The sequence below is a fragment of the Burkholderia sp. Tr-862 genome, from assembly GCF_011753085.1.
GTDB classification, from domain to species: Bacteria; Pseudomonadota; Gammaproteobacteria; order Burkholderiales; family Burkholderiaceae; genus Burkholderia; species Burkholderia ambifaria.
In genome coordinates this window covers 19,980-45,762 of record NZ_VWWG01000030.1, presented here as the reverse complement: position 1 = coordinate 45,762, position 25,783 = coordinate 19,980, and the positions used below count along the sequence as shown (strand labels likewise).

The 25,783-nt window shown below is 66.7% G+C and carries 27 protein-coding genes; 15 read left to right on the top strand and 12 right to left on the bottom strand.

What is annotated here, in order from left to right; all coding sequences use genetic code 11:
• Nucleotides 1-113 precede the first annotated feature (113 nt).
• Together F3J14_RS12060 and F3J14_RS12055 are read right to left on the bottom strand one after the other, a co-directional pair.
• Complete coding sequence (locus tag F3J14_RS12060; RefSeq protein ID WP_211080351.1) at nt 114-413, bottom strand: AzlD family protein; 300 nt, start codon at nt 411-413, stop codon at nt 114-116.
• Nucleotides 406-1,143, bottom strand: coding sequence for an AzlC family ABC transporter permease (locus F3J14_RS12055; RefSeq protein ID WP_006761394.1), 738 nt, complete (start codon nt 1,141-1,143; stop codon nt 406-408). The genes F3J14_RS12060 and F3J14_RS12055 overlap by 8 nt, the downstream gene beginning before the upstream one ends.
• A gap of 124 nt (nt 1,144-1,267) precedes the next feature.
• On the opposite strand from F3J14_RS12055, the gene F3J14_RS12050 reads away from it, so the two are divergent.
• The 3 genes from F3J14_RS12050 (at nt 1,268) to F3J14_RS12040 (ending at nt 3,379) form a co-directional block, all read left to right on the top strand.
• Nucleotides 1,268-1,726 carry an Lrp/AsnC family transcriptional regulator gene (locus F3J14_RS12050; protein ID WP_006486309.1) on the top strand — a complete coding sequence of 153 codons (459 nt, stop codon included), beginning with the start codon at nt 1,268-1,270 and terminating at the stop codon, nt 1,724-1,726.
• A 218-nt stretch (nt 1,727-1,944) separates the two neighbouring features.
• Nucleotides 1,945-2,514: a hypothetical protein gene (locus F3J14_RS12045; protein ID WP_166723173.1), complete on the top strand. Its 570-nt coding sequence runs from the start codon at nt 1,945-1,947 to the stop codon at nt 2,512-2,514.
• Nucleotides 2,515-2,653: 139 nt separating this feature from the next.
• Nucleotides 2,654-3,379, top strand: coding sequence for a YebB family permuted papain-like enzyme (locus F3J14_RS12040; protein ID WP_166723172.1), 726 nt, complete (start codon nt 2,654-2,656; stop codon nt 3,377-3,379).
• An 82-nt stretch (nt 3,380-3,461) separates the two neighbouring features.
• On the opposite strand, the gene F3J14_RS12035 is transcribed toward F3J14_RS12040, so the two are convergent.
• The 5 genes from F3J14_RS12035 to F3J14_RS12015 all read right to left on the bottom strand — a co-directional run bounded on the left by F3J14_RS12035 (nt 3,462) and on the right by F3J14_RS12015 (nt 6,322).
• Nucleotides 3,462-3,749: a helix-turn-helix transcriptional regulator gene (locus F3J14_RS12035; protein ID WP_006761397.1), complete on the bottom strand. Its 288-nt coding sequence runs from the start codon at nt 3,747-3,749 to the stop codon at nt 3,462-3,464.
• Nucleotides 3,736-4,035 carry a type II toxin-antitoxin system RelE/ParE family toxin gene (locus F3J14_RS12030; RefSeq protein WP_348771987.1) on the bottom strand — a complete coding sequence of 100 codons (300 nt, stop codon included), beginning with the start codon at nt 4,033-4,035 and terminating at the stop codon, nt 3,736-3,738. The genes F3J14_RS12035 and F3J14_RS12030 overlap by 14 nt, the downstream gene beginning before the upstream one ends.
• A gap of 249 nt (nt 4,036-4,284) precedes the next feature.
• Nucleotides 4,285-4,917, bottom strand: a complete 633-nt coding sequence (locus tag F3J14_RS12025) for a LysE family translocator (RefSeq protein WP_166723171.1) — start codon at nt 4,915-4,917, stop codon at nt 4,285-4,287.
• A gap of 199 nt (nt 4,918-5,116) precedes the next feature.
• A complete protein-coding gene (locus F3J14_RS12020; protein WP_247682201.1) occupies nt 5,117-5,917 on the bottom strand; it encodes a hypothetical protein in 801 nt (266 codons plus the stop codon).
• 72 nt (nt 5,918-5,989) lie between these two features.
• Nucleotides 5,990-6,322, bottom strand: a complete 333-nt coding sequence (locus F3J14_RS12015) for a DUF2322 family protein (protein ID WP_006760903.1) — start codon at nt 6,320-6,322, stop codon at nt 5,990-5,992.
• 219 nt (nt 6,323-6,541) lie between these two features.
• Between F3J14_RS12015 and F3J14_RS12010 the strand changes: the two genes are divergently transcribed.
• Together F3J14_RS12010 and F3J14_RS12005 are read left to right on the top strand one after the other, a co-directional pair.
• Nucleotides 6,542-6,868 carry a thioredoxin family protein gene (locus tag F3J14_RS12010; RefSeq protein ID WP_166723169.1) on the top strand — a complete coding sequence of 109 codons (327 nt, stop codon included), beginning with the start codon at nt 6,542-6,544 and terminating at the stop codon, nt 6,866-6,868.
• 10 nt (nt 6,869-6,878) lie between these two features.
• Nucleotides 6,879-7,298, top strand: a complete 420-nt coding sequence (locus F3J14_RS12005; protein ID WP_166723168.1) for a secondary thiamine-phosphate synthase enzyme YjbQ — start codon at nt 6,879-6,881, stop codon at nt 7,296-7,298.
• A gap of 53 nt (nt 7,299-7,351) precedes the next feature.
• Here F3J14_RS12005 and atsR read toward each other — a convergent pair whose 3' ends face one another.
• The 3 genes from atsR to F3J14_RS11990 are packed head-to-tail and all read right to left on the bottom strand — an operon-like array spanning nt 7,352 to nt 10,606.
• Entirely contained in the window at nt 7,352-9,163 is a 1,812-nt protein-coding gene (gene atsR, locus F3J14_RS12000; protein ID WP_166723167.1) for a hybrid sensor histidine kinase/response regulator AtsR, read from the bottom strand.
• A 9-nt stretch (nt 9,164-9,172) separates the two neighbouring features.
• Nucleotides 9,173-9,673, bottom strand: coding sequence for a molybdopterin-dependent oxidoreductase (locus tag F3J14_RS11995; RefSeq protein ID WP_166723166.1), 501 nt, complete (start codon nt 9,671-9,673; stop codon nt 9,173-9,175).
• 54 nt (nt 9,674-9,727) lie between these two features.
• Complete coding sequence (locus F3J14_RS11990; protein ID WP_166723165.1) at nt 9,728-10,606, bottom strand: helix-turn-helix domain-containing protein; 879 nt, start codon at nt 10,604-10,606, stop codon at nt 9,728-9,730.
• Between the two features lie 356 nt (nt 10,607-10,962).
• On the opposite strand from F3J14_RS11990, the gene F3J14_RS11985 reads away from it, so the two are divergent.
• The 7 genes from F3J14_RS11985 to F3J14_RS11955 all read left to right on the top strand — a co-directional run bounded on the left by F3J14_RS11985 (nt 10,963) and on the right by F3J14_RS11955 (nt 20,887).
• Entirely contained in the window at nt 10,963-11,670 is a 708-nt protein-coding gene (locus F3J14_RS11985) for an SEL1-like repeat protein (protein ID WP_166723164.1), read from the top strand.
• A gap of 71 nt (nt 11,671-11,741) precedes the next feature.
• Nucleotides 11,742-12,749: a hypothetical protein gene (locus F3J14_RS11980; RefSeq protein ID WP_166723163.1), complete on the top strand. Its 1,008-nt coding sequence runs from the start codon at nt 11,742-11,744 to the stop codon at nt 12,747-12,749.
• A gap of 408 nt (nt 12,750-13,157) precedes the next feature.
• Nucleotides 13,158-16,226: an ATP-binding protein gene (locus tag F3J14_RS11975; protein WP_166723162.1), complete on the top strand. Its 3,069-nt coding sequence runs from the start codon at nt 13,158-13,160 to the stop codon at nt 16,224-16,226.
• Nucleotides 16,227-16,346: 120 nt separating this feature from the next.
• Entirely contained in the window at nt 16,347-16,535 is a 189-nt protein-coding gene (locus tag F3J14_RS11970; protein WP_168736183.1) for a hypothetical protein, read from the top strand.
• Nucleotides 16,536-16,890: 355 nt separating this feature from the next.
• Nucleotides 16,891-17,550 carry a response regulator gene (locus tag F3J14_RS11965; RefSeq protein WP_011660082.1) on the top strand — a complete coding sequence of 220 codons (660 nt, stop codon included), beginning with the start codon at nt 16,891-16,893 and terminating at the stop codon, nt 17,548-17,550.
• 81 nt (nt 17,551-17,631) lie between these two features.
• Nucleotides 17,632-20,640, top strand: a complete 3,009-nt coding sequence (locus F3J14_RS11960; RefSeq protein WP_166723160.1) for an ATP-binding protein — start codon at nt 17,632-17,634, stop codon at nt 20,638-20,640.
• A 52-nt stretch (nt 20,641-20,692) separates the two neighbouring features.
• Complete coding sequence (locus F3J14_RS11955; RefSeq protein WP_211080350.1) at nt 20,693-20,887, top strand: hypothetical protein; 195 nt, start codon at nt 20,693-20,695, stop codon at nt 20,885-20,887.
• Nucleotides 20,888-20,998: 111 nt separating this feature from the next.
• Here the strand turns inward: F3J14_RS11955 and F3J14_RS11950 are convergent, their stop codons facing one another.
• Nucleotides 20,999-22,015 carry a 1-aminocyclopropane-1-carboxylate deaminase gene (locus F3J14_RS11950; RefSeq protein ID WP_166723159.1) on the bottom strand — a complete coding sequence of 339 codons (1,017 nt, stop codon included), beginning with the start codon at nt 22,013-22,015 and terminating at the stop codon, nt 20,999-21,001.
• 191 nt (nt 22,016-22,206) lie between these two features.
• On the opposite strand from F3J14_RS11950, the gene F3J14_RS11945 reads away from it, so the two are divergent.
• Nucleotides 22,207-22,707 carry an Lrp/AsnC family transcriptional regulator gene (locus F3J14_RS11945; protein ID WP_126226445.1) on the top strand — a complete coding sequence of 167 codons (501 nt, stop codon included), beginning with the start codon at nt 22,207-22,209 and terminating at the stop codon, nt 22,705-22,707.
• Between the two features lie 266 nt (nt 22,708-22,973).
• The gene (gene poxB / locus F3J14_RS11940; protein WP_166723185.1) at nt 22,974-24,695 is read left to right on the top strand and encodes a ubiquinone-dependent pyruvate dehydrogenase; all 1,722 of its coding nucleotides are present in this window, start codon (nt 22,974-22,976) and stop codon (nt 24,693-24,695) included.
• Between the two features lie 22 nt (nt 24,696-24,717).
• On the opposite strand, the gene F3J14_RS35415 is transcribed toward poxB, so the two are convergent.
• Nucleotides 24,718-24,960, bottom strand: coding sequence for a hypothetical protein (locus tag F3J14_RS35415; RefSeq protein ID WP_211080349.1), 243 nt, complete (start codon nt 24,958-24,960; stop codon nt 24,718-24,720).
• Nucleotides 24,961-25,161: 201 nt separating this feature from the next.
• Here F3J14_RS35415 and F3J14_RS11930 point away from each other — a divergent pair, with 201 nt between their 5' ends.
• Nucleotides 25,162-25,752, top strand: a complete 591-nt coding sequence (locus tag F3J14_RS11930; RefSeq protein ID WP_166723184.1) for a methyltransferase domain-containing protein — start codon at nt 25,162-25,164, stop codon at nt 25,750-25,752.
• Nucleotides 25,753-25,783 lie beyond the last annotated feature (31 nt).

Below are 25,783 nucleotides of genomic sequence, written 5' to 3'. Positions count from 1 at the left end.
TAGTGCCGTGTAGTGCCATGCAGTGCCGCGCCCTGCTCGCGCATGCGAAAACGGGCGCATGATGCGCCCGTTCGTTGGTTCGACGTGCCGCCCGCGCGGCGGGTCGGACCGCGTTATCCGAGCAGATGCCGCAGCAGGCCGGCCGACACGACGCCGACGATGACGGTCGGCAGGATCGACAGGCGCGTCGACGCGACCAGTGTGACGGCGAGCGCGAGCAGGTCGGCCGGGCGCGTCGACACGAAGGCCGGCGCGATCACCGAGATCAGCACGCAACCGGGCACGTTCTCCATCACCGATGCCATTCGCGGGCTCAGCGTGCGGTTGCGCAGCAGCACGTAGCCGAGGACGCGCGACAGGTAGGTCGTCGACGCCATCAGCACGATGGTCGCCACCGTCGCGAAATCAGGCAGCATCGCGCGGCTCCCACAGCAGCGCGGCGATCAGCCCCGCGCACGCGCCGGCCGCGACGTACCACGCGCCGGGCACGGCCAGGTGCGTGGCGGCTGCGACGACGAGGCTCACGAACCACGGACGGCTCGCGCGCATGCCCTTCCACATCCCGCGCAGCAGCACCAGAAACACGGCCGTAAACGCCATGTCGAAGCCGTATTGCTCGACGTTGCCGATCGTCGGGCCGACCGCCGCGCCGAATGTCGTCATCGAGATCCACGTCAGGTAGAGCCCCGAGCACACGCCCGCGTAATAGGGGACGCTGATGTGCGTGGCCGAGCGCGAGCGCGCGTCGGCGAGCGACATCGCCCAGCTTTCGTCGCACATGAAGAACAGCGCGGCGAACGCGCGGCGGCGCGGCAGGCGCCGGATATACGGCGCGAACGCCGCGCCCATGAGGATATGGCGCGAATTCACGAGGAACGACATCGCGACGATCAGCGCGATGTGCGGCGGCGACGTCCACAGATGGATCGCCGCGAATTCGGAGCCGCCGCCGAAATTCAGGCCCGTCATCATCGGGACCTCGAACAGGCTCAGCCCTTTTTGCGCGGCCTGCGCGCCGAGCACCAGCGCGAACGGCACGAAACCCAGCATGACGGGCAGCGCCGCGCGCAATCCGCGACCCATCTCGGCGACATGGGCGGGCTTGTCGCGAAGCCCGGACGATGTTGAAACGCTACTGCTCATTACTCCTCCTTGGGGAGGAGGATTGTCTGCTTTTTTGACTCGAATCGGGTTGCGTTGTGGCCAGATCTTCCGGAGAATTTGGCATTGAACGCGTGTATCGCCATTTTTTTGGAATTGGATGCCAATGAAGCTTGACGCTATCGACCGGCGGATCCTGAGCGCGCTGCAGCGCGACGGCCGCATGCAGAACGTGGAACTCGCGCACGAGGTCGGGCTGTCGCCGTCGCCGTGCCTGCGGCGCGTGCGGCTGCTCGAGGAAGCGGGCGTGATCGAGAAGTACGTGGCCGTGCTGAACCCGGCGAAGGTCGGCAAGGGGCTGACGATCTTCACGCGCGTATGGCTGAAGGGGCAGGACGCGGAATCCGTGAACCGCTTCGCCGAGGCCGTCCAGCAGATGCCGGAAGTGGTCGAGTGCCACCTGATGGCCGGCGACTGCGATTTCCTGCTGCGCGTGGTGGCGGCCGACATCGACGACTACCGGCGCTTCCAGATGGAATACCTGACGCGCATTCCGGGCGTGCTGAGCGTGAAGACCGACATCCCGATGCAGAAGGTCAAGCTCACGTCGGCGCTGCCGACGTAACGCGGCGCGAGCCGCGCGACGACGATTCGGCGGATCGTCACCAGCCAGTGACAATCGGCCGATACACTGGCGGAACACGCCGCTTCGCCGCACACCGGCTGCATCACGGTGCGCCTTCGATGCTCAAGCAACTAACGGTCAACCGCGAGGCGATCGGACAGGCGCGCTGCGCGCGATGCGATCCGCCGGGCGGTGTCTTTTTTCTGGTCGAGCCATTCATGCAACCATTCAATACGCCATGGAATTCGCTGGAAATCGTCAAGCTCGTGCTCGGTGTGCTGACGCCGTTGTCGGTCGCGTGCCTCGGCTGGCTCGTCGCGCGCCGGCTGAAGCGGCTCGAGCTCGTGCAGTGGACCAACCAGCGGCTGATCGAGAAGCGGCTCACGCTGTACGACACGGTCGCGCCGCAGCTCAATGCGCTGCTGTGCTTCTACACGTGGATCGGCTACTGGAAGGACATCTCGCCGGACGACGTGATCCGCGCGAAGCGCGACCTCGACCGCACGTTTCACATCTACCGCTACCTGTTCGACGAGGACGTGTATGACGCGTATCACACGTTCATCCACGCGCTGTTCGAGATGCATACGGGGCCGGGGCGCGACGCGCGGATCCGTTCGCTGATCCAGGCGCCGGACGGCGACCGCAGCGTGCACGGCACGTACGAATGGAACGCGGCGTGGGCCGAGCGGTTCTCGACCGCGAACGTGACGGACAAGGCCGAGGTGGTGCTGCACTACACGCGGCTGATGGAGCGCCTGCGCGTCGCGCTCGGCGCGAATCGCTGACGATCGCGCACGCGCGCTGCGCGCCGGTACCGGAATTCGCTACCTGGCGGCGCGGATTGATCCCCTCACGCACGTCGCGGATGCGCGATGCGGCCGTGGCTGACATGCTCGCGGCCATGTCCACTCGCGTGAGGTTCGTATGTTCATCGACACGGGTTCTCGGGCGCCGGCGATAGGCCGGCCAGGCGTGCGCCGGCGGCGCCTGTTCGCTGTGGGCACGGCCGGTCCGGACACGATGCCGTTGCCGGCCGAACCCGAGATCGGCGACATCGTCTTCATCCGCGTGACGGTGCGGCCGTTTCTCGAAGTGGCGAGCGCGACGCGCTCGTGGACGAATCACGTGGGGATCATCGTCGGCGAGCGCGGCGGCGAGCCGCTCGTCGCGGAGAGCACGTTTCCGCTGTCGCGTGTGACGACGATGTCACGGTTTCTCGCGCGCTCGGATCGCGGCGCGTGCGTGATCGCGCGCTTGAAGCAGCCGCTCGACGCCGCGCAACGGCGCCGGCTCGTCGACGCGGCCATGCGCCGGCTCGGCGTCGTCTATGACACGGGCTTCAATCTCGCGTCGCGCCGGCAGTTCTGCTCGCGTTTCGTGCGCGAAGTGGTGCGCGATGCGACGCGGATCGTGCTCGGCGACGTCGAGACGTTCGATACGCTGCTGCGCCGCAATCCCGATCATCCGCTGGGGTTCTGGAAGATCTGGTATTTCGGCCGGATTCCGTGGCAGCGCCGTACGGTGACGCCGGCGAGCTTGCTCGATAGCGGTGAGTTGCGCGTGGTGGCGGATACGCGTGGGCGCGATATCGGTGCGCGGGAGCCGCGAGATTCGGAAGATGCGGATATCGGCGGCGCACATGACCGTTGACGCGGCACGTTCCGGGTGTTGAACGACAGGGGCGGGTGGCGGGTGTCGGCCGCTCAAACGACGGGCGGCCGGGTACGACGCATCAAGCGAACGAGATCACGAGTTTCTTGCCGCAAGCGGCCGCGTATTTGCGCAGCGTATCGATGGACGGTGAATGCTGGCCGGTTGCGAGCGCGCGCTCGAGTCGTGTCACCGCCGGTGCTTTCGTACCCATGCGCTCGGCCACGTCGGCTTGCGACAGGCCAGCGTCTCGCCGGGCAGCCAGCATCACGTCGAGCAGTGCGAGTTCTTCGCGGTTCAGTCGTTCGTATTCGGCGCGCACGTCGGGGTTGGACAACGCGCGCTCGCGCAGCTCCTTATACGTTGCCATCTTGAACCTCCTTGAGTCGACGGCGTGCGATTTCCAGTTCTTTCCGCGGCGTCTTTTGCGTCTTCTTCACGAAACAATGAAGCATGACGATACGCCGGTCGACGATCGCGCAGTAGAACACCCTGGCGATACCTTCGGCACCCTTCAGTCGCATTTCGTACAGCCCGTTTCCCATCGACTGCGTGTGCGGTTCGCCAAGATTCGGGCCGTACTGCTCCATGCGATCAGCGAGTGCAAAAAAACGCGCAAGCAGCGTCGTCGGTAACGTGACGACCCCCGTCTCCACACGCGTATTGAAGAACTGAATTTCGTACGAGTTAGGTAGCACAGTAACAAATATGTTATGTCGATGCAAGTGGAGCGTCCGGCCGCGACTGCGGAGGCAGGCGGCCGGGCGGACGTTCGAAGCGTCGTTACATCTATCGGGGAGGTCGATCAGGAAGGCGGTGCCCGACCAGGTTCGGGTGACCTGAATCGGACGAGGTGTGCGATTCGGTGTCGGCGCGGGTGGCGCTGGTTGGAAGCGCCGGCAGGGTCAATTCCGTCCCGCCACCGCGAGCCGCGCGGCCAACCCGACGAATACCGTGCCGAGCAGATACTGCGGCAGCTTCGACGGCCGGCGGCGCGCGCCGAGCCGCTGGCTCAACCGGCTCGCGGACAGAATCACCGCGCCGTTGACGACGAGCCCGATCAGGTTGAGCACCGTCGCGAGCACGAGGATCTGCACGGCGATCGAGCCGTGCTCGGGGCGCACGAATTGCGGGAACAGCGCGAGGACGAACAGCGCCATCTTCGGATTCAGCAGGTTCGTCGTCAGGCCCTGGCGGAAGATCGCGGCGGTCGAATGGCGGCGCGGCGACGCGACCGGCGACAGCGCGGTCGCATCCGAACGGAACGTCTTCCACGCGAGATAGAGCAGATATGCGGCACCCGCGAAGCGCACGACGTCATAGGCGAGCGGCACCGCGACGAAGAGCTGCGACAGTCCGAGCGCGGCCGCGAGTGCATGGCAGTAGGTGCCGGCCTGAATGCCCGCGAGCGTGGCGAACCCCGCGCGGCGGCCCTGGCTCACGCTGCGTGACGCGATCAGCAACATGTCGGGGCCGGGTGTGGCAGTCAGCGCGAGGCACGCGCCGGAGAACAGCGCGAGCGTGGAGAGGTCGATCATGGAAGTCCCGTCGTGCCGGAGCGGCGTGAAAGGGAGATCAGTGTAGGAGCGCGTTCGGCGCGGGTCAATTGACCGAACGGCCGATGATTCGATGTGCCCGCACAGCCGATCGAAAACGGATTCGCTCCGTTTTCGGTGCGCCGACGAACTCATGCCAAGCGCGCCACGCGCGAATCGAGCGCACGCGCCATCGCGCCGGTTACTGCTTCCTGCAAGCCACCTGATAATCGATCACGGTATTCGCCGACGGCGTGTCGGGCTCACCGCCGGCCGTCGTCACGCCGAGCACGCCGGCCGCGCTCCGATATCGCAGCGCGCAATACCCCATGCCGGTGCCCGAGCATGCTTCGGCTTCGATGATCCCGTGCTTCGCGAGCGTCGCCGCGCCATCCATCTCGTCCGGTTTCTCGTGCGGACGCAGCGGCTGCCAGCCGTGCGAGATCAGGATCTTGCGTGCCTTGTCGAGCGGTTTGCCGTACACGTTGGGCACGACTGCACGGCCGTGACAGTACGTGCGTTCCGCGGCGACCGCCGTCATCCGCAAGCCGCCATTCTCTTCGCGCAGCTCGCCGACGGGCGCCGACGGACCATCGCCGCCCCAGACCAGCAGCGCGCCGCTTTCCAGCGGCTCGACCGAGCCGAGTTGCCAGCCGGCCGCGCGCGCCGTATAGCCAAGCGCGACGAGCGTCGTGCCGTCGAAGACGCCGATGTTTGCGTTGCGCGCAAAGCAGATCGCGCTCGTCCCCGGCTTGAACCCGCTCGCGAACGTGACGATCGTGTAGCGGCCGAGCGGTGCCTCGGACGTCACGATCCAGCCGAGCTTCGCGACGTCGCGGCCGGCCGCGGTTGTGGTCTTCGCGCGATATTGCGCACAAAACGCGTCGAGCGTGCCGTTCTCGGGCGAACGCGGTAGCGCACCGAGTGGAACCAGCGACGCGCCGCCGATATCGGAAGCGGTACGCAGCGCCTCGGCCTCGGCCGACGCCGCGCCGCCAAGCATGACGCACGCGAGTGCCGCAAGCGATGCGACGCGGCGGGCCAACGGCAGGGCGGCGATGCGGCGCACGTCGGCTCAGCCCTGCGCGATCACGTCGATCCGCAGTGCTTCGCCACCGTCGACGATCGCCAGCAGGCGATCGACGTTCGGGTGCGCGCCCGGGCGGTTGCGTGCGTCGGCGGTGTGCTCCGCGAACACGGCGAGACCGTGTTCGGCGGCCTTCGCATCGAGCGTGCCGAATGCCTGCTTCAGGTAGTTATACACCGCGAGCGAGCCCTGCTTGCCCGGCTGGTTCTCGATGCTGGCGACGACGTCGCCGTTCGCGCCGACGAGATCGATGCGTGCGATGCCGTCGATGGGCGGCAGTTGCGCGAGGTTGTCCTTGAATACTTGGGTCGGTTGAATCACTGAAACACTCCGTCGGTTCGGTCAGGGGCCAATCGGGCCGTATCTTATCCGATCGTCATCCGGCCAGCCGCGCCGCACCGGCGAGCTGCACCGCGCTGCCCGCCACCGTCGGCATCGCGCGGGCTTTTCCGCTAGAGTAGGAGGTCACCGGCCGCATCCGCCGCCCACGCCGGCACGCGGCGGCCACGTCCCGCCATTGCATTGCACACGAGGGCCCCGATGGACATTGAGCAACGCTACACCGCCAATGCGCCGACGCGCGCGGAAGTCGACGCACTGGCGGGTATCACCGTCATCGAATTCGGCGCGAACTGGTGCGGGATCTGCGCGAGCGCGCAGCCCGCGATCGTCGCGTCGCTCTCCGCGCATCCGGCCGTGCGGCACCTGAAGATCGAGGACGGCCCGGGGCGGCCGCTCGGCCGGTCGTTCCGCGTGAAGTTGTGGCCGACGCTGGTATTCCTGCGCGACGGGGTCGAAGTCGCGCGCGTGGTGCGCCCCGCCGACGCGAACCAGATCGAAGCCGACGGCTTCGCCGCACTCGCCTGAGGTAGCCATCATGCAACAGGCCATCACGCACATCGGCGTTGAAACGCACGGGAGCGGCCTCGTCGAGATCACATCGCAGGTGCGTGCGTTTGTCGACCAGCAGGCGATCCGCACCGGGTTGCTGACCGTGTTCTGCCGCCATACGTCCGCGTCGCTGCTGATCCAGGAGAACGCGGATCCGTCGGTGCAGCGCGATCTCGAACGCTACTTCGCGACGCTCGCGCCCGAGGACGCCACGCGCTACGAGCACGACACCGAAGGGCCCGACGACATGCCCGCGCATCTGCGCACGGCGCTCACGCAGGTGCAGCTGTCGATCCCGGTCGAGCATGGACGCATGGTGCTCGGCACCTGGCAGGGCATCTACCTGTTCGAGCATCGTCACGCGGCGCATCGGCGCGACATCGTGCTGCATTTGATCGGCGAATGAGCGCGGAAGCGCGAACGGACGGACAGGTCGGCCCGTGACGCAGCGCGGCGCGTTCAGCCGAGCAGCTTCTCGACGAGCGCGCCGAGTTCGCGCAGGTGAACGGGTTTCGGCAGGAACGCGTCGAACTCCCGCTGGTTCTCGCGCAACGCGGCCGATTCGTACGCGCTGACGCCGAGGATCGACGCAAACCTGCCGTCGTCGTCCGGTTGCGCGACCATCCGGATGCGGCGCGCGACTTCGAAGCCGCTCAGGTCCGGCAGTTCGAGATCGAGCACGACGAGGTCGTACCGCGCGTCGCCGAAACGTTTGACGCCTTCGTTCCCGGTGCCGCACAGATCGGTGTCGAGGCCGAGCGCCGACAGCATCGCGCCGAGCGTTTCGCGCGCGTTGTCGTTGTCGTCGACCACGAGCGCGCGGCGGTTGCGATGCACGTCGACGGCCGGCCATGCGGGCGTGTCGCCGGCCGTTTCGGCGGCATCCGGCGCCTCGGCCGGCAGCGTGACGACGAACTCGCTGCCTTCGCCGACGGCGCTGCGCACGTCCACATGGCCGCGCAGCGTCGTCACGATCTCGCGCACGACGGCGAGGCCCATCCCGATGCCGTCCACATGCAGGCCGACCGCGTCGTTCGCGCGGTAGAACGGCTCGAAGATCTTCGACAGATGCTGCTTCGCGATACCGGCGCCCGTGTCGCGCACGGCAAGTTTCAACTGCCGGCCGGCCGGCGTGTCGACGAGCCGGATCGATACGTCGATCGCTCCGTCGACGGTGTACTTCACCGAATTCTCGATCAGGTTGGACAGCACCTGCCGCAACAGCTTGCGATCGGAGCGGATCGCGAGGTCGCGCGGTTCGACCTGCTGCGAGATCGCGATCCGTTTGGCCGCGATCTTCGCGCGCAGCGGATCGAGCACCTCGGCGAGCAGCGGCGCCATGCCGACCGTTTCGGCTTCGGCGAGACGCTTGGTCGAGCGCAGCTTGATGTAGTCGGTCAGGTCCTTGACCAGCGCCTCGAGCGACGACGCGGAATTCTGCAGCCGCCGGATCGTCTTCAGGTTCGCGTCGGATTGCGGCCGCGCGAGCAGGATCTCGATCGACCCGCAGATCGCCTGCAGCGGCGTACGCAGTTCATGACTGACCATCCCGAGGAACGCGTTTTTCGCCTCGATCATCTCGAACGCGCGATCGGATGCCTTGCGTTCCGCATCGAGCGCCGCGTCCTGGCGTTCGAGCAGGTCGTCGCGCGTACGCATCGTATAGAACAGCAGCAGGAACAGTGCGCACAGGATCACGCCGAGGATGATGCCGAGCGACAGGATCGCGCGCTGCTTTTCCTTCAACTGATGGAACGTGAAGTCGCGCTGCGCCATCTCGATCGCGCGGAAGTAGTTCGCGAGGCCGTTGACCTTCGGCCAATGCGCATTGACCTCGTCGATCACGCGCTGTGCGTCGTTCGGTGCGTCGCGCAACAGCGGCACGTCCTGCTTCAGGCGCGCCATGAATTCGCCGAGCGCCGCGATCTCGCCGCGCGCGCGCGGGATGCGCAGCCAGTATTGGGACACCTCGGACGGCCGCTGCAGGAAGCCGAACGACACCGACAGGCTGTCGAGCTGCATCTGCACGTGGTCGTAGTCGTCGTCCACGTGCGTGGCGTAGAGAATCAGCTGGCGGTCGAAGCGCGTGTAGACGTTGCGGTATTGTGCGGCGGTCCAGAACACGCCTTCACGCGGCCCTTCGAGCACGCCCTCGTTGACCGACGTCGCGAGCAGGTCCCACAGCAGGAATGCCCACGCGGCGAATCCCAGGATCCACAGGGATCCCAGGACCAGGATGATTTTTCTGTTCTTCCACCGCCCGCGCTTCATGTCGCCCGCTTACTTCACGGTCAGGCCGATGATCTGCCACGCGAACTTGGCTTCGCCGAGCGGCGTCTTCAGCTCGTCGGGATACTGGTCGCGCGGATACATGATCCACAGCGGCCCGTAGTTGTCGTTGCCGAGCACCTTGCCGTTCATCGTGCGCGCGAGGATCACGCCGTACTTGTCGGCGTCCGACACGGGGATCGTGAACGTGTACTCGTCGATGCAGCGGAACTCGATCTGCGTGCCGTGCGCGTCGACGGTCTTCAGCACGTCGGACAGGCGCGGGCCGGTGAAGGTCGCCTTCGGCGTCCAGCTCGTCGACGTGACGATCGTGTATTGCGGCAGCGCCATCAGGGCCTGCTCGGAAAAGACGAACGTCGTCTTGCCGGGCTGGTTGCTGCGGCCGATCTTGCCGTCGACGGTGAACGTGAACGACGCGGCCCAGCACGTGGCGGCCATGCCGAGCAGGCCGGCCGCGACCAGGCTCTTGATCCGGATCGTCGAGATTCGCATGTGTTTCCCCTCGGTCGTGTTCGTGTTCGTGTGAAGGTGGTGTTCGTTGTGGTTTCAGCTCGCGGCGGCGGCCGCGGCGGCCGGCAGCGCGATCTTCAGTTCGCGTGCGACTTCGGCGAACAGGATCGGCAGGCGCACCGGCTTTTCCTCGCAGCGCGCGTTGTAGTGCGACACGATGTGCGCGATCTCGTCCTCGCTCGCCTCGCCCGTGGAGATCTTGCCGGTCAGCAGGAAGATCGGCGCGCCGCCGTTCTCGCTCGAGCGGATGCCGCGCACGAGCTCGGCGGCCGTCTGGTCGCCGAGCATCCAGTCGAGGATGTAGCCGTCGAAGTCCTCGACTTCCAGCGCCTTGCGGAACGACGCGCCGTCAAAGTAAGGGACCGCGTTCACGCCTTTCTCGATGAAGTATTCGCACACGGTTTCGGCGACGTCCTGCGAATCGTCGACCACCGCGATCCGCGCTGCATAGACGGTCGGCTGGCTCGAGCGCAGCTCGATGACGTCGACCGGATAGGTGCGGCCTTCGCGCGCGTGCTGGCGTTCGGTGACGATCCATTCGCCCTGCCATTGCAGCGCGACGAAATCGGTTTCGATCTGGCTGCTGGCCTTCGCCGAGATCGCCGCGCGGCAGCGAAAGCGGCGCGACTCGATCACGAGCGTCGCGTCGATCATCTCGGCGGCGGGCGGCTGCGTGCCCTTGTCGTCGAGCAGGATCGCGGGCGGCACGCCGAAGTGCGTCGCGATGTCCTGCAACTGCGACAGGTTCCACGGGATCAGGCCTTTCATCTTGCGCGTGACGACCGAGAAACTGAGGCCCAGCACGTTCGCGATCGTCGTGTTGTGACTGCGCGGCGGAATGCCGTTGCGCGTCAGCAGATCGCGCACCTTGGTGGCGGTGATGAGATCGACGTTGGCCTGCTCACTAGTGGACATCTCGAAAGGGTCTCCTGGGTTTTAGCGACGAAGAGCATATTCAAAAGTGACGCGATACGCAAACTTTGAAATCGCGAATCACCTTGACATGCCATATTTCTCCATTATTATTGCTCACCACGTCACTATTGTTTATTGCGTCAGGTTTAGAGACCGCTGTCGACGACAGTCGACCCAGCGAAAGCGGCAGCCAGCGCGTGACTGAACGATTCGAAGAGAGAGCCTGAGAGAGCCTTGGACTGCGTGTCGGCGTTGGCGAATTGTATTCGCCTCGCCGCACGCAAACCGGGTGCGCGCTCGCGGGGGGGGGGATAGCGCGAAGCAGTGCGGCGCAGATAAACGTGGGGAACGCACACATGTATCGCCGTTTGCTGGCACCGGGGCTGCTGTTGCTGTTGGCCGCGTGCGCGCAGGATCCGTCCATCACCGGCAACACGGTGCGGATCTGCGATGACACAGGTTGTTCCGATCGCCCTAAAGATCAGGTGTCCTATCAAAAAAGGGATGATGCGAACGACCGCGAAGATCCGCGCATCGTTGCGCTGAAGCAGGCCGCGAAGGCCCAGCCGAAGGCCGCCTACGGCCTCGGCCTGCGTTATTTTCGCGGCGACGGCGTGCGCCAGGACAGCTATCAGGCGCTCAAGTGGATGCGCGACGCCGCCGAGCGCGGCATCGGCAGCATGATCGGCGGGCTGATCGGCAACAGCGCGGTCGCGGCGGTGGCCGGCCATCTGCAGACGAAGGCATCGGTCGTGACGCTGACGCTGTTCGACGTGCGTTCGGCCGTGCAGATCGCGGCGTCGGAAGGCAGTTCGACGGCGACCAACTACGGCGCGGCGCTGGGCGGATTCGGCGGTGGCGTGGGCGGCGCGCTCGCGGGCTTCTCGTCGACGCCGGAAGGCAAAGCGACCGTCGTCGCGTTCATCGACGCCTACAACAAGATGGTCGTTGCTCCGCGCAGCTACAAGGCGCAGGACGTCAAGGGCGGCCTCGGCCGTGGCGGCCAGCTGTCAACTGATGTCCGGGCCGGCGCGGCATGCCGCCGCCCGGTTTACGATACATGACCTGCCGGTGCGCGCGGCGCCGTCCGCGCGTACCGGCTCCATGTCGTCCTGTTCGCTTCGAGGTGATCCCGATGAGAGCCGCCGCATTGATTGCACTGACCTGTCTGGCGCTGACCGCTTGCGGCGGCGACGACAATTCCTCGCCCGCCGCGTCCGGCGGCGGATCGGGTGCGAGCAACAACGGCGGCAGCGGCGGCACGGGCGGCGGCGGGACCGGTGGCTCGGGCGGATCGGGCGGCAGCACGCTGACGTGGCGCTACGATGCGCAGACGCCCGCGGCCGACGGCCCGAGCTTCCTGACGCTCCTCAACAGCGAAGGCGCGAAGGGCTATCGCTATCTCGGCGACTATTACTACGACGCGATCACCGGCGGGACGCGCTCGATCTTCGTGAACGACGGCACGGCGCAGACCTACACGTATCAGCTGCAATCGCCGCCGGCCGACTGGGCAGGCTTCCTCAGCCAGGCCAACGGCCAGGGCGCGAACGGCTACCGCTACGAAGGACCGTACGGTTACGGGTATGTCTACCGCAAGGACGGCGGTTCGTCGGCGACCTACACGTACACGACGACGGGCCTGCCGGCCGATCCGAACGCGTTCCTCACGCAGGCGAATGCCCAGGGCCAGTCGGGCTACTGGTTCCTCAGCGCGATGGTCGTCGGATCGGTGCAGGCGAACGTGTACATGAAGAACAACGCATCGAACGCGACCTATACGTACGATGCGCTGACCGCGGCCGGGAACATCAACGACTTCATCGCGCAGGCCAACAGCGAAGGCGCGAAAGGCTATCGCGCGAAGGGCGGGCAAGTGTTCGGCAGCACGAGGTCGTGGATCTACGTGAAGGACCAGACGCAGTCGCCGACCTTCACCTACGAGTCGGCCACGACTCAGTCGAGCGGCGCGACTTTCGTGCAGCAGGCGAACGATTTCGGCGCGCAGGGCAATGCGTATCTCGGCGAACTGGCGTTCACCCTCCCGCCGGCGGCAGCGATGCAGCAGGCGCCTTTCTATTTCAAGCCGGCGAACTGCACGGGTTTTCTGTGCACGACGCTGAATCCGCTCACGCAGAACTGAGCGGGCGCCGCCGGCCCGGCCCGGCGCGCATCGCGCGGGCCGCTCCTTGCCGGGCGTTCCGTGCGGGCCGAACCCGGGTACGTCGGGTGCACCGCATCGTCCCTGAATTGCATCTCCTGCCGTCGGCTTGCCGGCGGAATTGTATTGGCGCGCGCGGACAGGGAGCGATGTCACGACTTGTCCGAGGGAACAGGACGTCAGGTGCGATGGCGCCGCGAAGATTCGTTCGAGTTCAAAACAAGCATTGAAACAAATCGGACGTGTACTAAAAGGATAATACACAACTGATTTTCGCAGTGTCGTTTGGCATGATCGGGATGTCTCTATCCCCAATGTATCCATCGTGACGCCCAGCCCGGCAGGGAATCTGCCGCATGTCCGCATCCCCGGGCGCCGTCACGCCGAGTCATGCCATACAGCACGCTTCAGTCCATTCGCCGCTACCAGAGCATTTCGATGTTCGGTGGCGGCATCGTCGTCACGATCCTGATCCTGATCGCCTGCGGGCTCGGGATCACGTCGATCGTTTACGGCTATCTGGACGGCGAGCGGCGCAATTTCCTGAACGGCGTCGAAGAGGCGGTCGACGAGGTGCAGGTGGCCGAGACGTCGTTCCGCAACGGCGTCGCGAATACCCAGCTGATCTGGCACGAGCTCGGTGCGGCGCCTCCCGACGTCGTGAACGCGTTTTTCGCCAACGGCCAGCAGTTCGCGATCAAGCCGTATCCGTCGCTCGTGGTCGGCGTGCCTGGGCAAACCGGGCAGCGCGACGAGGTGGCGCGCTATCTCGCGCTGTCGTTCCTGCTGTCGCGCATCGGCGCGGCGAGCTCACTCAATCGCGGGCGCACGCTCGAGGGCTACCACTACAGTACGCGCACGGGCGTGTTCGGCTTCGTGCCGCATCTGTCGCGCGACAATCCCGCGCTCGCGACGACCGAGGCGCGCGCGCGCGTCCTCGCGGCCCTGCACGTCGATTTCGACGGCCCGGCGCCGACCGACGGTCGGCCGCACGTTCGCTGGCTGCCGCCCTACATCAATCCGGTGACGGGGCAGGCGCGTATCCGGATCGCCGCCGAAGCGCGCGCCGACGGCCAGCCGTTCGCGGTGCTCGTCACCGAATACTCACCGGAATACCTGCTGTCATGGCTGCCTGGGCGCGGGACGGCCGGCGTGTTCTTCATCGCGTCGGCGGACAACCGGCTGATCACGATCGATCCCGGCGTCGAGCGGACCAACGCGCTGACCGAGCGCCTGCTGAACCTCGATGTCGCGCATCGCGACCAGGCGGCCGACGAGCCGCTCTTTCGCGACGGCGCGATCGTGTTCCGCTCGCGGCTCGCGGCGACCGGCTGGACGATCGCCTATGTGCTGTCGTGGGCTGACGTGGCGGCCGGCATCGGCGTGCAGGCCGGCGCGCTCGCGGCGTCGACGCTCGTCGCGATCGTCGTGATGTGGCTGCTGCTCGTGCGATTCCACCGGCGCGTGCTCGTGCCGGTCTACGCACGTTCGGCGCGTGTATTCGAGAGCGAGGCGCTGTGCCGCAGCGTGATCGCGATGGCGCCGGTCGGCATCGGCCTCGTATCGTTGTCCGACCGCCGCGTGATGCTCGCGAGCGACGTGCTGGCGCAGATGCTCGTCCCGCACGGCGGCGATCACCATGCGTTGGCCGCGCAGGCGCTGGCGCAATACGACGCGTTCGTCGCGAATGGCGGGGCGGGCCGCACGATGATGACCGAGCTCGTGCTCGATGCACACGGCGACGCGCCGCTGCATCTGGAGGTCATCGCGCACAGCGCGCGTTACCAGGGCGAGGACGTGCTGATCGCGGTTTTCGCGGACGCGACCGCGCAGCGCCGGCTCGTGCATCAGCTCGAGGAAGCCGTGCGTGCGGCCGATTCGGCGAATGCGGCCAAGTCGTCGTTTCTCGCCGCGACGAGTCATGAGATCCGCACGCCGCTCAACGTGATCCTCGGCAACCTCGAGCTGCTCGAGCGCACGGCGCTCGATGCGTCGCAGCAGAGTCGCGTGCAGACGCTGCGCGCATCGGCCGAGGGCCTGCTCGCGATCGTCAGCGACATCCTCGATTTCTCGAAGATCGAGGCCGGCGCGATGACGGTCGAGTCGATCGAGTTCGACGTGATCGCGGTGATCGAGCGCGAACTGGCGGCGTTCGCGCCCGTCGCAAGGGCGAAAGGGTTGCCGCTATTCGCCGATATCGATGCGAGCGCGGGGCAGCGTATGCGCGGTGATCCGACGCGGCTCGCGCAGGTGGTCGGCAACCTGCTGGGCAACGCGATCAAGTTCACCGGCGAAGGGCGCATCGTCGCGCGCTTGGCGGTGGGCCACGACGCGCGCGGGAAGCCCGAACTCGCGATCGGCATCGAAGATACGGGCATCGGGATCGATCCCGCGCAACATGCGCGGCTGTTCAAGCCGTTCTCGCAGGTCGACGCGTCGATCACGCGGCGCTACGGCGGCACGGGGCTCGGGCTCGCGCTGTGCGATCGGCTGGTCGCGGCGATGGGCGGGACGATTTCGGTCGACAGCGCACCGGGCATCGGCAGCCTGTTCACCGTGCGCTTGCCGCTGCGCATGGGCATCGCGCCGAAATCGCCGGTCGTTGCCGGCGACAGGCGGACGCTGATCGTCGTGTCGCCGGAGGACGCGTGGCGCGCGTTCGCATTTCCGCATCTGCGTGCATGGGGTTTCGATGTCGCGATGCATCCAAGTCCGATCGGGATAGCCGCCGGGTGCCTCGTGCGCGCTCACGCGATCGTACTCTTCGGCGATTCGGACCAATGGCGGCGCGAGGAGCTCGACAGTCTCGGCGGCGGCACGCCGGTCGTCCTCGCTACACCGGACGGTCCGCTGCAGCCAGACGTCGCGGGTCGCACGATCCGCGTGTCGAGCTATTCGCTGAACGGGCTGCGCACGGCGATCGAGCAGGCGCGCGTCGCGACTGCCGAGCAGCGGCCCCCGCCGGCCGGTGAAGCCGGTGACGGCCAACCTGTGGCGGCTTCCGGCCCGCGTGTGCCGCGCGTGCTGGTCGCCGACGATGCGTCGGTCAACGGGTCGATTTTTCGCGAGCAGCTCGACGTGCTCGGCTGCGTGGTGCGGTGCGTGTCGTCCGGGGGAGCCGCGCTCGATACGCTCGCGAACGGTGCATGGGACGTGCTGTTGCTCGGCGCCGACCTGCCCGACATGTCGGCCGGGGAACTGGCGGAAGCCGTCCATGCGCGCGCGCTGCCATGCGACATGATTGTCGTGGCATCGCATCTGGCTCCCGACGACGCGCAGCGTTACGCCGCATCGAATGTCGAGTGCGTGCTGACGAAGCCGGTGACGCTGGCCGACCTGCGTCGTGCTGTCGCGCGCGTCGCTCGACAGCGTGGGATCGCGTTTTCCGCCGCCGCGGCGGACGAACGGCCGGCGTCGAGAGCAATGGCCGCCGCGGTGGCCCACTGGCCGGGAAGATAAGAAAGCGACGCCATGGCGACATAGATCGCCCAGCGTTCAAAACGGGGAAGGCAGACACGCCGCATCGAACAGATGCCGCGTGATTTCGACTGAAGAAGGAAGGGTAAGGCCGTGCGCTATATGGGAAAGGTGTTCGGGCTGCTGCTTGGATTTGCGACGCTGCCGGAGAAATCCAGACGGGATTTCCTCACGAAGCTGAATGAATTCATGATGATGTCGCCGTCGCAGAAGCGGCGGGCCATCACCGAGTGGCAGCATGTCGCGGACGACGGGTCGGGCGAACCGGACAAGTCCGTGGCAAAACGTTAGGAAGCGGCCAAGGCCGTTTCGCGGGACGGGATGGATCGACGGTATGGGGAAGGCCGTCGATCGGATGTGCGTGGGCGGCGGATCGGCGAACGTGCCTGCCGTTGCGATGCCGTGTCCGGGCCTGGTGGACGGCGCGCCGGCGGTTGCGTCGAAGCCCGGCGGGCGCGGTCCGGCGCAAGCGGCCGCACGTCGATTCCTCGCGGCGACGCGGAACCCGTCTATTATCTTAAAATTACGCTGCGCACCGCCCGATTCGCAGAACATCGCAACGCGACCGTGTCGCGAGATGGATTCGAATCCCGGCGCGTCGCACAACATCGCACGTCGGGCCGCGTGTATCGGGAGAAGAATATAGATGGATGAATTTTTTGTGCGAGTGATGGTGGCGGACGATCATCCTTCGTCCGCACTCGGGATGTCGCAGGCACTCGCGGGCAGCAGCACGATCAAGCTGCTCGGCACTGTCTCGAATTCGACCGACCTGGTGGCGATGCTCGACGTACAGCAGAGCGACGTGCTCGTCGTCGATTATGTGATGCCGGGCGGCAAGTATGGCGACGGGCTTGCGTTGTTGTCGTTTCTGCAGCGTCGCTATCCCGCGCTTCATCTCGTGACGATCACGATGATCGACAATCCGAGCGTGCTGCATGCGATTCAGCGGCAGGGCGTCGGGTGCATCCTCAGCAAGTCCGACGCGATTTCGCATCTGGTCGGTGCGGTTCACGCGGCTTATGTCGGTGCGAATTATCTGTCGCCGTTCGTCAAGCAATTGCTGGAGGGCACCGAGACGTCGCCGGGCACACGCACGCTGACGGCCCGCGAAATCGAGGTCGTGCGACTTTACGGCGCCGGCCTGACGGTTGGCGAGATCGCCGTCCAGCTTCATCGGAGCAAGCAGACGATCAGCTCGCAGAAGTCGAGCGCGATGAAGAAGCTCGGCATCGTCCGCGACGCGGACCTGATCCGCTATGCGAGCGAGGGCCAGCTGCCCGAAATGCCCGGGACCGATGCGTAGACGGGCAACCGGCGGGCGGTACCGAGTGACCCGGCCGGCGCATGACGCCGTGCCGGCGCCGAGTCGACTTCGACGCTCCGTATGCCCACCAAACTGAAAGCGCTGATTGCGCACGCCACCGCCACTGCGGGCCGCAAGCCGTTCGAGCCGGGGCGCGTGCGCCGCCAGCAGCAATGGCTGCTGTACGGAAGCGGTGCGGCGACCACGGTGTTCGTGCTGGTCTGCGCGGCACTTGTCGCGCGACTCGACCTGCAGGAATCGCTTGCGCAGTACCGGTCGGGGTTCCTGATACGCAAGGCCGAACTGCTGGCGGAGATGGAGGTGGTCAGGGCACTCCAGAATCGCTACGTCGAAAACCTCGAACTGATAGCCAAGCATGGCGCGAGCGTATCGCCTGATACGCTCGGGCGGCTTGTCGACGATCGCGGCCGGATTGTTGCCGTCGGCCACGCGGGGCGTGTGGCGTTTGCCACTTTCGCTCTCGCTTCGTCATCGCAACCGACGAAGGGCTACGCGCCGTTGCTTCTCAAGTTGCTCGCGCAAGGCGAGATCACGGGCAACATGCCGCCGCAACAGGCCGGCGATCCGGGAATGGGGGCGTATATCGTCGATCCGGACGGCAATTTTGTCGTTGTGACGGGGTATCCGCTGGTCAAGCAGGTGCTGGCGCTGCCGGCCGGCTTCGACATCAAGGCATTGATTCGGCAATTGCAACCGCCGCCCGACTTCGTGTCGATGGCGTCGGCATCGGATAGCCGGAAGATTCTGCTCGATCGGCGCGACGATCCGCTGACCGGACGCTCGACACTGCGGTTCGTGCAGGCGGTGCGCGACCCGCAGGGCAAGCCGATCGCATGGTTCGTCGCGGTCAGCCGGCCGGAGATCGACGATTTTCTGCGTTCTTCGTCCGCCGGCAAGGATTACGCGCTCGTCAGCCCGGCGGGGCAGGTTCTGACCGGCCGCGAGGTCGCCCCCGCGCTGACAGCCCGTGCGCTCGACTATGCGCGCGAGGCGGGCAGAGAACGGGCGGCTACCCATCGCGTCGGCATGAATATCGTTATCGGCGACCGGATGCCGGGGTTCCGCGAGGTATTGACCGCGACCTTCTCCTGGCGCAGCCTGTTCGATGACGTGGCCGTCCGCCTGGGTATCGCAATCGGTCTCGCGCTGCTGGCGATCGGAACGGTTTGGTTCGCGATCGTCATGTTCGACCGACGCGCGCTGCGCCCGGCGAACCGTCGTGCAATCCGGCTGATCGAAAGCGAGGCGCTGAACCGCACGCTGATTCGCACGGCGCCGGCCGGGCTCATGCTGCTGTCGCTCGCCAACGGCGACACCATGGTGCGCAACGAGGCCGCGCAGGCCTACGGCGACACCGATGCGGCGACGTCGCTCGGCAAGCGTATCTGGCGGGCCTATCACCGCAGTATCGCGGGCGGCCGGACGCCGCGCGTCGTCACGCACGAATTGTCGGTCAGCCTCGCCGGCGGCGGGACGACCTATCTCGCCGCGCATATCGTCCGTACGCGCTATCGCGGCGTCGATGTGTTGCTCTGCACGCTGACCGACATCACCGCGCGCAAGCAGATGGAAGACAAGCTGCGCGAGGCCCAGGAGGCGGCGGACGATGCGAACAAGGCGAAGTCGACGTTCCTCGCGACGATGAGCCACGAGATCCGCACGCCGCTAAACGCGATCGTCGGCAATCTGGAATTGATGGAGCGCGCGCCGTTGCCGGCCGAGGAGCAGCGACGCCTGCAGACGGTGATGTCGTCGTCGGATGCGTTGCTGCGCGTGATCAACGACGTGCTCGATCTGTCGAAGGTCGAATCGAACCAGATGGTGCTGGAGGCCATGCCGTTCGATTTGCGTGCGGTTCTGCGCGACGTCGCGGCGATTTTCCATCCGCTTGCCGAGGCCCGGCACCTCGCGCTCGAATGCAGGATCGATCCGCAGCTGGCCGACGGCTATGTCGGCGACCCGACTCGCCTGCGTCAGATCGTGTCGAATCTCGTCAGCAACGCAATCAAGTTTACCGAGCGCGGCAGCGTGACAATCGAGGCGCGGCCGACGGGCATCGTTGGCCAGACGCATGGCGTCGAGGTGGTGGTACGCGACACCGGTATCGGCATCGCGCCGGAGGGTCTGCCGACGTTGTTCGACGTGTATGTCCAGACCGATGCGTCGATCTACCGGCGCTTCGGCGGCACGGGGCTCGGACTGCCGTTGTGCCGGCGCCTCGCGCGGCTCATGCATGGCGACCTGGCGGTCGAGACCCGGCCGGGCCAGGGCGCGACGTTCATCGTGTCGCTGCCGCTGGCCGCCGCGCCGTCCGGATGGCGCGTCGCGTTCGACGAGACGGAATCCGCCGCGTCGTCGTTGCCGGCATACGCGGACGACGAGACCCCGCTGCGCGTGCTCGTTGCGGAGGATCATCCGGCGAGCCGCGCGCTGCTGCGCGATCAGCTCGATGCGCTGCATTGCGACGCCATGCTCGTCGCGAACGGTGTCGAGGCGATGCGCGCGTTCTTCGCGCATCCGTTCGACGTGGTGCTCACCGATCTCGGCATGCCGGAACTCGACGGCTTCGCGCTCGCGAACTTCCTGCGCGAGCAGGGCGCGAAGGTGCCGGTGATCGCGATGACCGCGCATGCGACCGAGGAGGATCGGCGGCGCTGCGCACAGACCGGCGTCGCGGAGGTCGTGCTCAAGCCGCTGTCGATCGATGCGCTCGGCGCGGTATTGCGGCGCCACGGAGGACGCGGCGCGGCGGCGTCGCATCCGGTCGATCGTGCGGACCTGCCGATGCCGCCCATGACGGACGAGATACGCGAAAAATTGCGGACCTCGACGCTGCACTCGCTGGCGACGATCGATGCCGCGTTGCTGCGCGGGGACGTCGCATGCCTCACCGGCGAACTGCATTCGATGCGAGGTGGTTTCGCGCTGGCTGGTGACGTGGATTCGAGCGATGCATGCGCGAAAGGCGAGCGCATGCTGGCCGCGGGCGGCCTCGATTCGCTGAAACCGGCATGGCCGGAGATACGCGTGGCGATGGAGGCCGCGCTGTCGAGATTGGCTGGTATCTGAACCGAATGGCGCTGCGCTAGCCGACGCGGCGGCGGGAAATGCCGACACGCTCATGGCCGACACCGACACCGACACCGACACCGACACCGACACCGACACCGACACCGACACCGACACCGACACCGACACCGACACCGACACCGACACCGACACCGACACCGACACCGACACCGACACCGACACCGGACCGGCCGGTCTGGGTCGGCCCGGCGAGCATGGTCTTTCGATCCATGCTCAGCCGACGTAGGCCGCCGCACAGGCGACCGTCAGGATGCGGCCGGATGCCGACACGTGCGGCCCCGGTTTTGCATCCCGGCTCGCGCCAGCGAGCGTGCCCCCGTCCGACGTCCCCGTCACATCACCCGTTGCGGAAGATCTCCGCGTAGGCGCTCAACGCCGGCACTCCGCCGAGATGCGCATACAGCACCTTCGACCCCGGCTCGAATTCCCCGCGACGCACCTTGTCGATCATCCCGTGCATCGATTTCCCTTCGTAGACGGGATCGGTCAGCATCCCCTCGAGCCGTGCACACAAGCGAATCGCCTCCAGCGTGCCATCGTTCGGCAATCCGTATTCCGGTCCGGCATAGCGCGTGTCGAGCACGACGTCCTTCTCGTCGATATCGCGCCCCAGCGCGACCAGTTCGGCCGTGTGTCGCGCGATACGCGTGATCTGCTCGTGCGTGCGCTCGGGCGTCGCCGACGCGTCGATGCCGATCACGCGATCCGCGCGCCCGTCGGCCGCGAAGCCGACGACCATCCCCGCCTGCGTGCTGCCCGTCACCGAGCAGACCACGATGTAGTCGAACTTGAACCCGAGCTGTGCTTCCTGCTCGCGCACTTCTTCCGCGAAGCCGACGAACCCGAGACCGCCGAGCGGATGCTCGGAACATCCGGCCGGAATCGGATACGGCTTGCCGCCCGCCTGTCGCACGCTCTCCATCGCCTCTTCCCAGCTGCGGCGAATGCCGATGTCGAAGCCGTCGGCAACGAGCCGCACGTCGGCGCCCATCATGCGCGACAGCTGGATGTTGCCGACGCGGTCGTACACGGGGTCTTCGTAGTTCACCCAGTGTTCCTGCACGAGCACGCACTTCATCCCGAGATGCGCGGCGACGGCCGCGACCTGGCGGGTCTGGTTCGACTGCACGCCGCCGATCGACACGAGCGTGTCGGCGCCTTGCGCGAGCGCGTCGGGGACGAGGTATTCGAGCTTGCGCGTCTTGTTGCCGCCGAACGCGAGGCCGCTGTTGCAGTCCTCGCGCTTCGCATACAGCTCGACCTTGCCGCCGAGATGCGCGCTCAGGCGCTTGAGCGGCTGGATCGGCGTCGGGCCGAACGTGAGCGGATAACGGGGAAAGCGTTGCAGGTTCATCGACAAGCTCCGGATAGCGGTGGGCGGAAGATCGGACCGTTCGGGCGCGGCCGGCGCGCCATGTCCCGATGGAAAAATGATAGGCAGAACCGCGAGAAATGAGCTTGCGAAATAAAGCGCGCAGACCTACGTTATCGATCGGAAGAAGATGAAACGGATAATTTTGATTCGTGAAACCGACAGGAGACGCAATGAAATTAGATCGAAGCAGCGCATCGCCGGCCGATGCCGCACCGGCGCTCGATCGCATCGACCGCGCGATCCTCCGGCAGTTGCAGCAGGACGCGTCGATCTCGAACGTGAGCCTCGCCGCGAAGGTGAAGCTGAGCGCCCCGGCGTGCCTGCGGCGTGTCGAGCGGCTGAAGGAAATGGGGCTGATCCGCGGCATCGTCGCGCTGCTCGATCCGAAGCCGCTCGGTGCCGGGATGCTGGTCGTGATCGGCTTCGTGCTCGATCGTTCGACGCCCGAGGCGTTCGCTGCATTCGAGAAGGCCGCGCAGAAAGTGTCGGGGTGCGTCGAATGCCACGTGGTGACCGGCGAATTCGACTATTTCATGCTGGTGCGCACGCGCGATAACGAGAGCTTCAACCGGTTGCACGCCGAACAGCTGCTGTACCTGCCCGGCGTGCGGCAGGTGCGCTCGTTCATGGTGCTCAAGGAGATCCTGTCGACGCATGCGCTGCCGTTGTAGCCCCGGCGGCAGGACTCGCGCTCGCCGTCCCGACGAGCCGCCGACCGGCCGGGGCCGGGCGCGAATCGACCTGCCGGCGCGGCTGGCGACGCAACGATGACGCCTGCCCGGCAGCGCCAAAAACGGCCGAACGGCAGCGCTTCCGGGCACGATTGCGTCATCACGACGTTGCTTGGCACGATCGCGTATGCTCGTTCCGTCAGCGGCGATGGCGGCTGCCATAGCCGGATCAATCGTGTAACGACCGAACGACGAGCGAGGGCATGATGGCAAGACAGACGATGGCGGAATACCTGGCGAAGACGCTGGCGGCAGCGGGCATCGAGCGTATCTGGGGGGTGACGGGCGACAGCCTGAACGGGCTGTCGTTCAGCCTGAGCCAGATGGGCTCGATCCGGTGGATGCATACGCGCCACGAGGAAAGCGCCGCGTTCGCGGCCGGCGCGGATGCGGCATCGACCGGCCGGCTTGCGGTGTGCGCGGGCAGCTGCGGCCCCGGCAACCTGCACCTGATCAACGGCTTGTACGACTGCCACCGCAATCACCAGCCGGTGCTCGCGATCGCCGCGCACATTCCGTCGACCGAGATCGGTCTCGGCTACTTCCAGGAAACCCATCCGCAGGAACTGTTCCGCGAATGCAGCCATTTCGCGGAACTCGTGACCAATGCGTCGCAGTTCCCGCGCGTGCTCGCCCGCGCGATGCGCACGGCGATCGAGGAACGCGGTGTCGCGGTGATCGTGCTGCCGGGCGATATCGCGCTCGGCGACGGCCCGGAGGAAGCGCCGGCGTGGAGCGAATCGGCGCCGCCGTCGATCCTGCCGGCCGACGCCGATCTCGACCGGCTCGCGGCGCTGCTCAATGCATCGGACGCGGTCACGCTGCTGTGCGGCAGCGGCACGCAGGGCGCGCACGACGAAGTGGTCGCGCTGGCCGACACGCTCGGCGCGCCGGTCGTGCATGCGCTGCGCGGCAAGCAGTTCGTCGAATGGGACAACCCGTTCGACGTCGGGATGACGGGGCTGATCGGCTTCAGCTCGGGCTATCACGCGATGGAATCGTGCGACACGCTGCTGATGCTCGGCACGGATTTCCCGTACCGCCCGTTCTATCCGGCGAACGCGAAGGTCGTGCAGATCGACTGGAAGGGCTCGCAGCTCGGCCATCGCGCGCCGCTCGCGCTCGGGCTCGTCGGCACCGTGAAGGAAACGATCGCGGCGCTGCTGCCGCGCCTCACGCGCAAGACGCAGCGGCGCTTCCTCGAGAACGCGCTGAAGCACTACGCGGCCGCGCGCAAGGGGCTCGACGATCTCGCGGTGGCGGAGCCGCCGGGCCGCGCGATCCATCCGCAATACCTGACGAAGATCGTCGACGAAGTCGCGGCTGAAGACGCGATCTTCACGGCCGACGTCGGCACGCCCACATTGTGGGCCGCGCGCTACCTGACGATGAACGGCAAGCGCCAGCTGCACGGCTCGTTCAATCACGGCTCGATGGCCAACGCGATGCCGCAGGCGCTCGGCGCGCAGGGCGCGCACCCGGGGCGGCAGGTCGTGTCGCTGTCGGGTGACGGCGGGCTGTCGATGCTGCTCGGCGATCTGCTGAGCGCGCGGCAGCTCAACCTGCCGATCAAGATCGTCGTCTACAACAACAGCCTGCTCGGCTTCGTGTCGATGGAACTGAAGGCGGCCGGCTATCTCGACACGAACGTCGACCTGAGCCCGACCGACTTCGCGGCGATCGCGAAGGGCGCGGGGATCTTCAGCGTGCGCGTCGAGCATTCGGAGAACGTCGAGCACGCGCTGCGCACCGCGTTCGCGCACGACGGACCGGCGGTCGTCGACGTCGTCACGTCGAAGTACGAACTCGCGATGCCGCCGAAGATCGAGATCGCGCATGCGAAGGGGTTCAGCCTGTTCATGCTGCGCGCGATCCTGAGCGGGCGCGGCGACGAGATCGTCGAGCTGGCGCGGACCAACCTGCGGTGAGGTGGCGGGGCGGCGCGAACCGTCAGCCGGTCAACGTGTCGCCCCCGGCAGCCGTCCATTTGCGCACGGCCTGCACGGACAGTCGCAGTGCGGCCGGCGGATGGCGGATCCGACCCGATGACCGGTTGCGGGCGATCGCGGCGTCGTTCGTCGCGTTGTCGAGATCGGCGACGGCGGCCCGCACGCGCAGCAGCACGTCGGCGAGCGCTACCCCGCGCAGCTTCAGCAGCGCGTCGACCGCTGAGCGGGTGTTCGGCGGCGGCATACCCGCCTCGATGGCGCAATCAGGCACAATCTTCATGTCGCCTTAAGTTTGCGTTTCCTAGAATCGTTTGATCGCCGCTTCGCCGCGGCGGATCGATTTGTCGAGGAGGATGCACGTGAAAATGCCCGGTGTCGTCGTACCCCTGTTCCCAACCCTCATCGGCACGTCGAAGCTGAACGCGCAACCGCGCAAGGTGGGCCGATGATCTGGCCGAACGCGTTGCGCGTCTCGGCATTGTTCGTGCGCGAGTGGGTCGGCCGCCCGGCCGCGGTGGGCGCGTTGTGCCCGAGTTCGCGGCATCTGGCGCGCGAAATGGCCGATGTGGTGCCGGATGGCGACGGGCTCGTCGTCGAGCTCGGCGGCGGCACCGGCGCGATCACCGCCGCGCTGCTCGAGCGCGGCGTCGCGCCGCGGCGCCTCGTCGTGGTGGAGCGGTCGCCGGCGTTCGTGCAGCACCTGCGGCGGCGCTTTCCCGGTATCTCGATCGTGTCGGGCGACGCTCGGCAGCTCGAGCGGCTGCTGCCGAGCGACGCGCGGGTCGACGCGATCGTGTCGTGCCTGCCGCTGCGCACGCTGCCGCGCCAGGATGTGACGGCGATCGTCAATCAGTGCCAGCGCGTGCTGGCGGTCGACGGGGTGATGATCCAGTTCACCTACGACCTGCGATCGCCCGACCGTCATCCGCTGGGCGATCCGGCATTTGTTGCCGACGCCAGCCGGATCGTGTGGGCAAATATTCCGCCCGCGCGCATCGTGACGATGCGCCGGGCCGCCATCGGAGAAGTGGCGTGATGCCGGTGTGATACCGCGCTTCCTTTCATCG

Excerpts from the sequence above, each read along its gene's own strand:
- F3J14_RS12055 (WP_006761394.1), bottom strand. The coding sequence starts at position 1,143 with ATGAGCAGTAGCGTTTCAACATCGTCCGGGCTTCGCGACAAGCCCGCC.
- F3J14_RS12050 (WP_006486309.1), top strand. The coding sequence starts at position 1,268 with ATGAAGCTTGACGCTATCGACCGGCGGATCCTGAGCGCGCTGCAGCGC.
- F3J14_RS12045 (WP_166723173.1), top strand. The coding sequence starts at position 1,945 with ATGCAACCATTCAATACGCCATGGAATTCGCTGGAAATCGTCAAGCTC.
- F3J14_RS12040 (WP_166723172.1), top strand. The coding sequence starts at position 2,654 with ATGTTCATCGACACGGGTTCTCGGGCGCCGGCGATAGGCCGGCCAGGC.
- F3J14_RS12035 (WP_006761397.1), bottom strand. The coding sequence starts at position 3,749 with ATGGCAACGTATAAGGAGCTGCGCGAGCGCGCGTTGTCCAACCCCGAC.
- F3J14_RS12025 (WP_166723171.1), bottom strand. The coding sequence starts at position 4,917 with ATGATCGACCTCTCCACGCTCGCGCTGTTCTCCGGCGCGTGCCTCGCG.
- F3J14_RS12020 (WP_247682201.1), bottom strand. The coding sequence starts at position 5,917 with ATGCTTGGCGGCGCGGCGTCGGCCGAGGCCGAGGCGCTGCGTACCGCT.
- F3J14_RS12010 (WP_166723169.1), top strand. The coding sequence starts at position 6,542 with ATGGACATTGAGCAACGCTACACCGCCAATGCGCCGACGCGCGCGGAA.
- F3J14_RS12005 (WP_166723168.1), top strand. The coding sequence starts at position 6,879 with ATGCAACAGGCCATCACGCACATCGGCGTTGAAACGCACGGGAGCGGC.
- atsR (WP_166723167.1), bottom strand. The coding sequence starts at position 9,163 with ATGAAGCGCGGGCGGTGGAAGAACAGAAAAATCATCCTGGTCCTGGGA.
- F3J14_RS11995 (WP_166723166.1), bottom strand. The coding sequence starts at position 9,673 with ATGCGAATCTCGACGATCCGGATCAAGAGCCTGGTCGCGGCCGGCCTG.
- F3J14_RS11990 (WP_166723165.1), bottom strand. The coding sequence starts at position 10,606 with ATGTCCACTAGTGAGCAGGCCAACGTCGATCTCATCACCGCCACCAAG.
- F3J14_RS11985 (WP_166723164.1), top strand. The coding sequence starts at position 10,963 with ATGTATCGCCGTTTGCTGGCACCGGGGCTGCTGTTGCTGTTGGCCGCG.
- F3J14_RS11980 (WP_166723163.1), top strand. The coding sequence starts at position 11,742 with ATGAGAGCCGCCGCATTGATTGCACTGACCTGTCTGGCGCTGACCGCT.
- F3J14_RS11975 (WP_166723162.1), top strand. The coding sequence starts at position 13,158 with ATGCCATACAGCACGCTTCAGTCCATTCGCCGCTACCAGAGCATTTCG.
- F3J14_RS11970 (WP_168736183.1), top strand. The coding sequence starts at position 16,347 with ATGGGAAAGGTGTTCGGGCTGCTGCTTGGATTTGCGACGCTGCCGGAG.
- F3J14_RS11965 (WP_011660082.1), top strand. The coding sequence starts at position 16,891 with ATGGATGAATTTTTTGTGCGAGTGATGGTGGCGGACGATCATCCTTCG.
- F3J14_RS11960 (WP_166723160.1), top strand. The coding sequence starts at position 17,632 with ATGCCCACCAAACTGAAAGCGCTGATTGCGCACGCCACCGCCACTGCG.
- F3J14_RS11955 (WP_211080350.1), top strand. The coding sequence starts at position 20,693 with ATGGCCGACACCGACACCGACACCGACACCGACACCGACACCGACACC.
- F3J14_RS11950 (WP_166723159.1), bottom strand. The coding sequence starts at position 22,015 with ATGAACCTGCAACGCTTTCCCCGTTATCCGCTCACGTTCGGCCCGACG.
- F3J14_RS11945 (WP_126226445.1), top strand. The coding sequence starts at position 22,207 with ATGAAATTAGATCGAAGCAGCGCATCGCCGGCCGATGCCGCACCGGCG.
- poxB (WP_166723185.1), top strand. The coding sequence starts at position 22,974 with ATGGCAAGACAGACGATGGCGGAATACCTGGCGAAGACGCTGGCGGCA.
- F3J14_RS35415 (WP_211080349.1), bottom strand. The coding sequence starts at position 24,960 with ATGCCGCCGCCGAACACCCGCTCAGCGGTCGACGCGCTGCTGAAGCTG.
- F3J14_RS11930 (WP_166723184.1), top strand. The coding sequence starts at position 25,162 with ATGATCTGGCCGAACGCGTTGCGCGTCTCGGCATTGTTCGTGCGCGAG.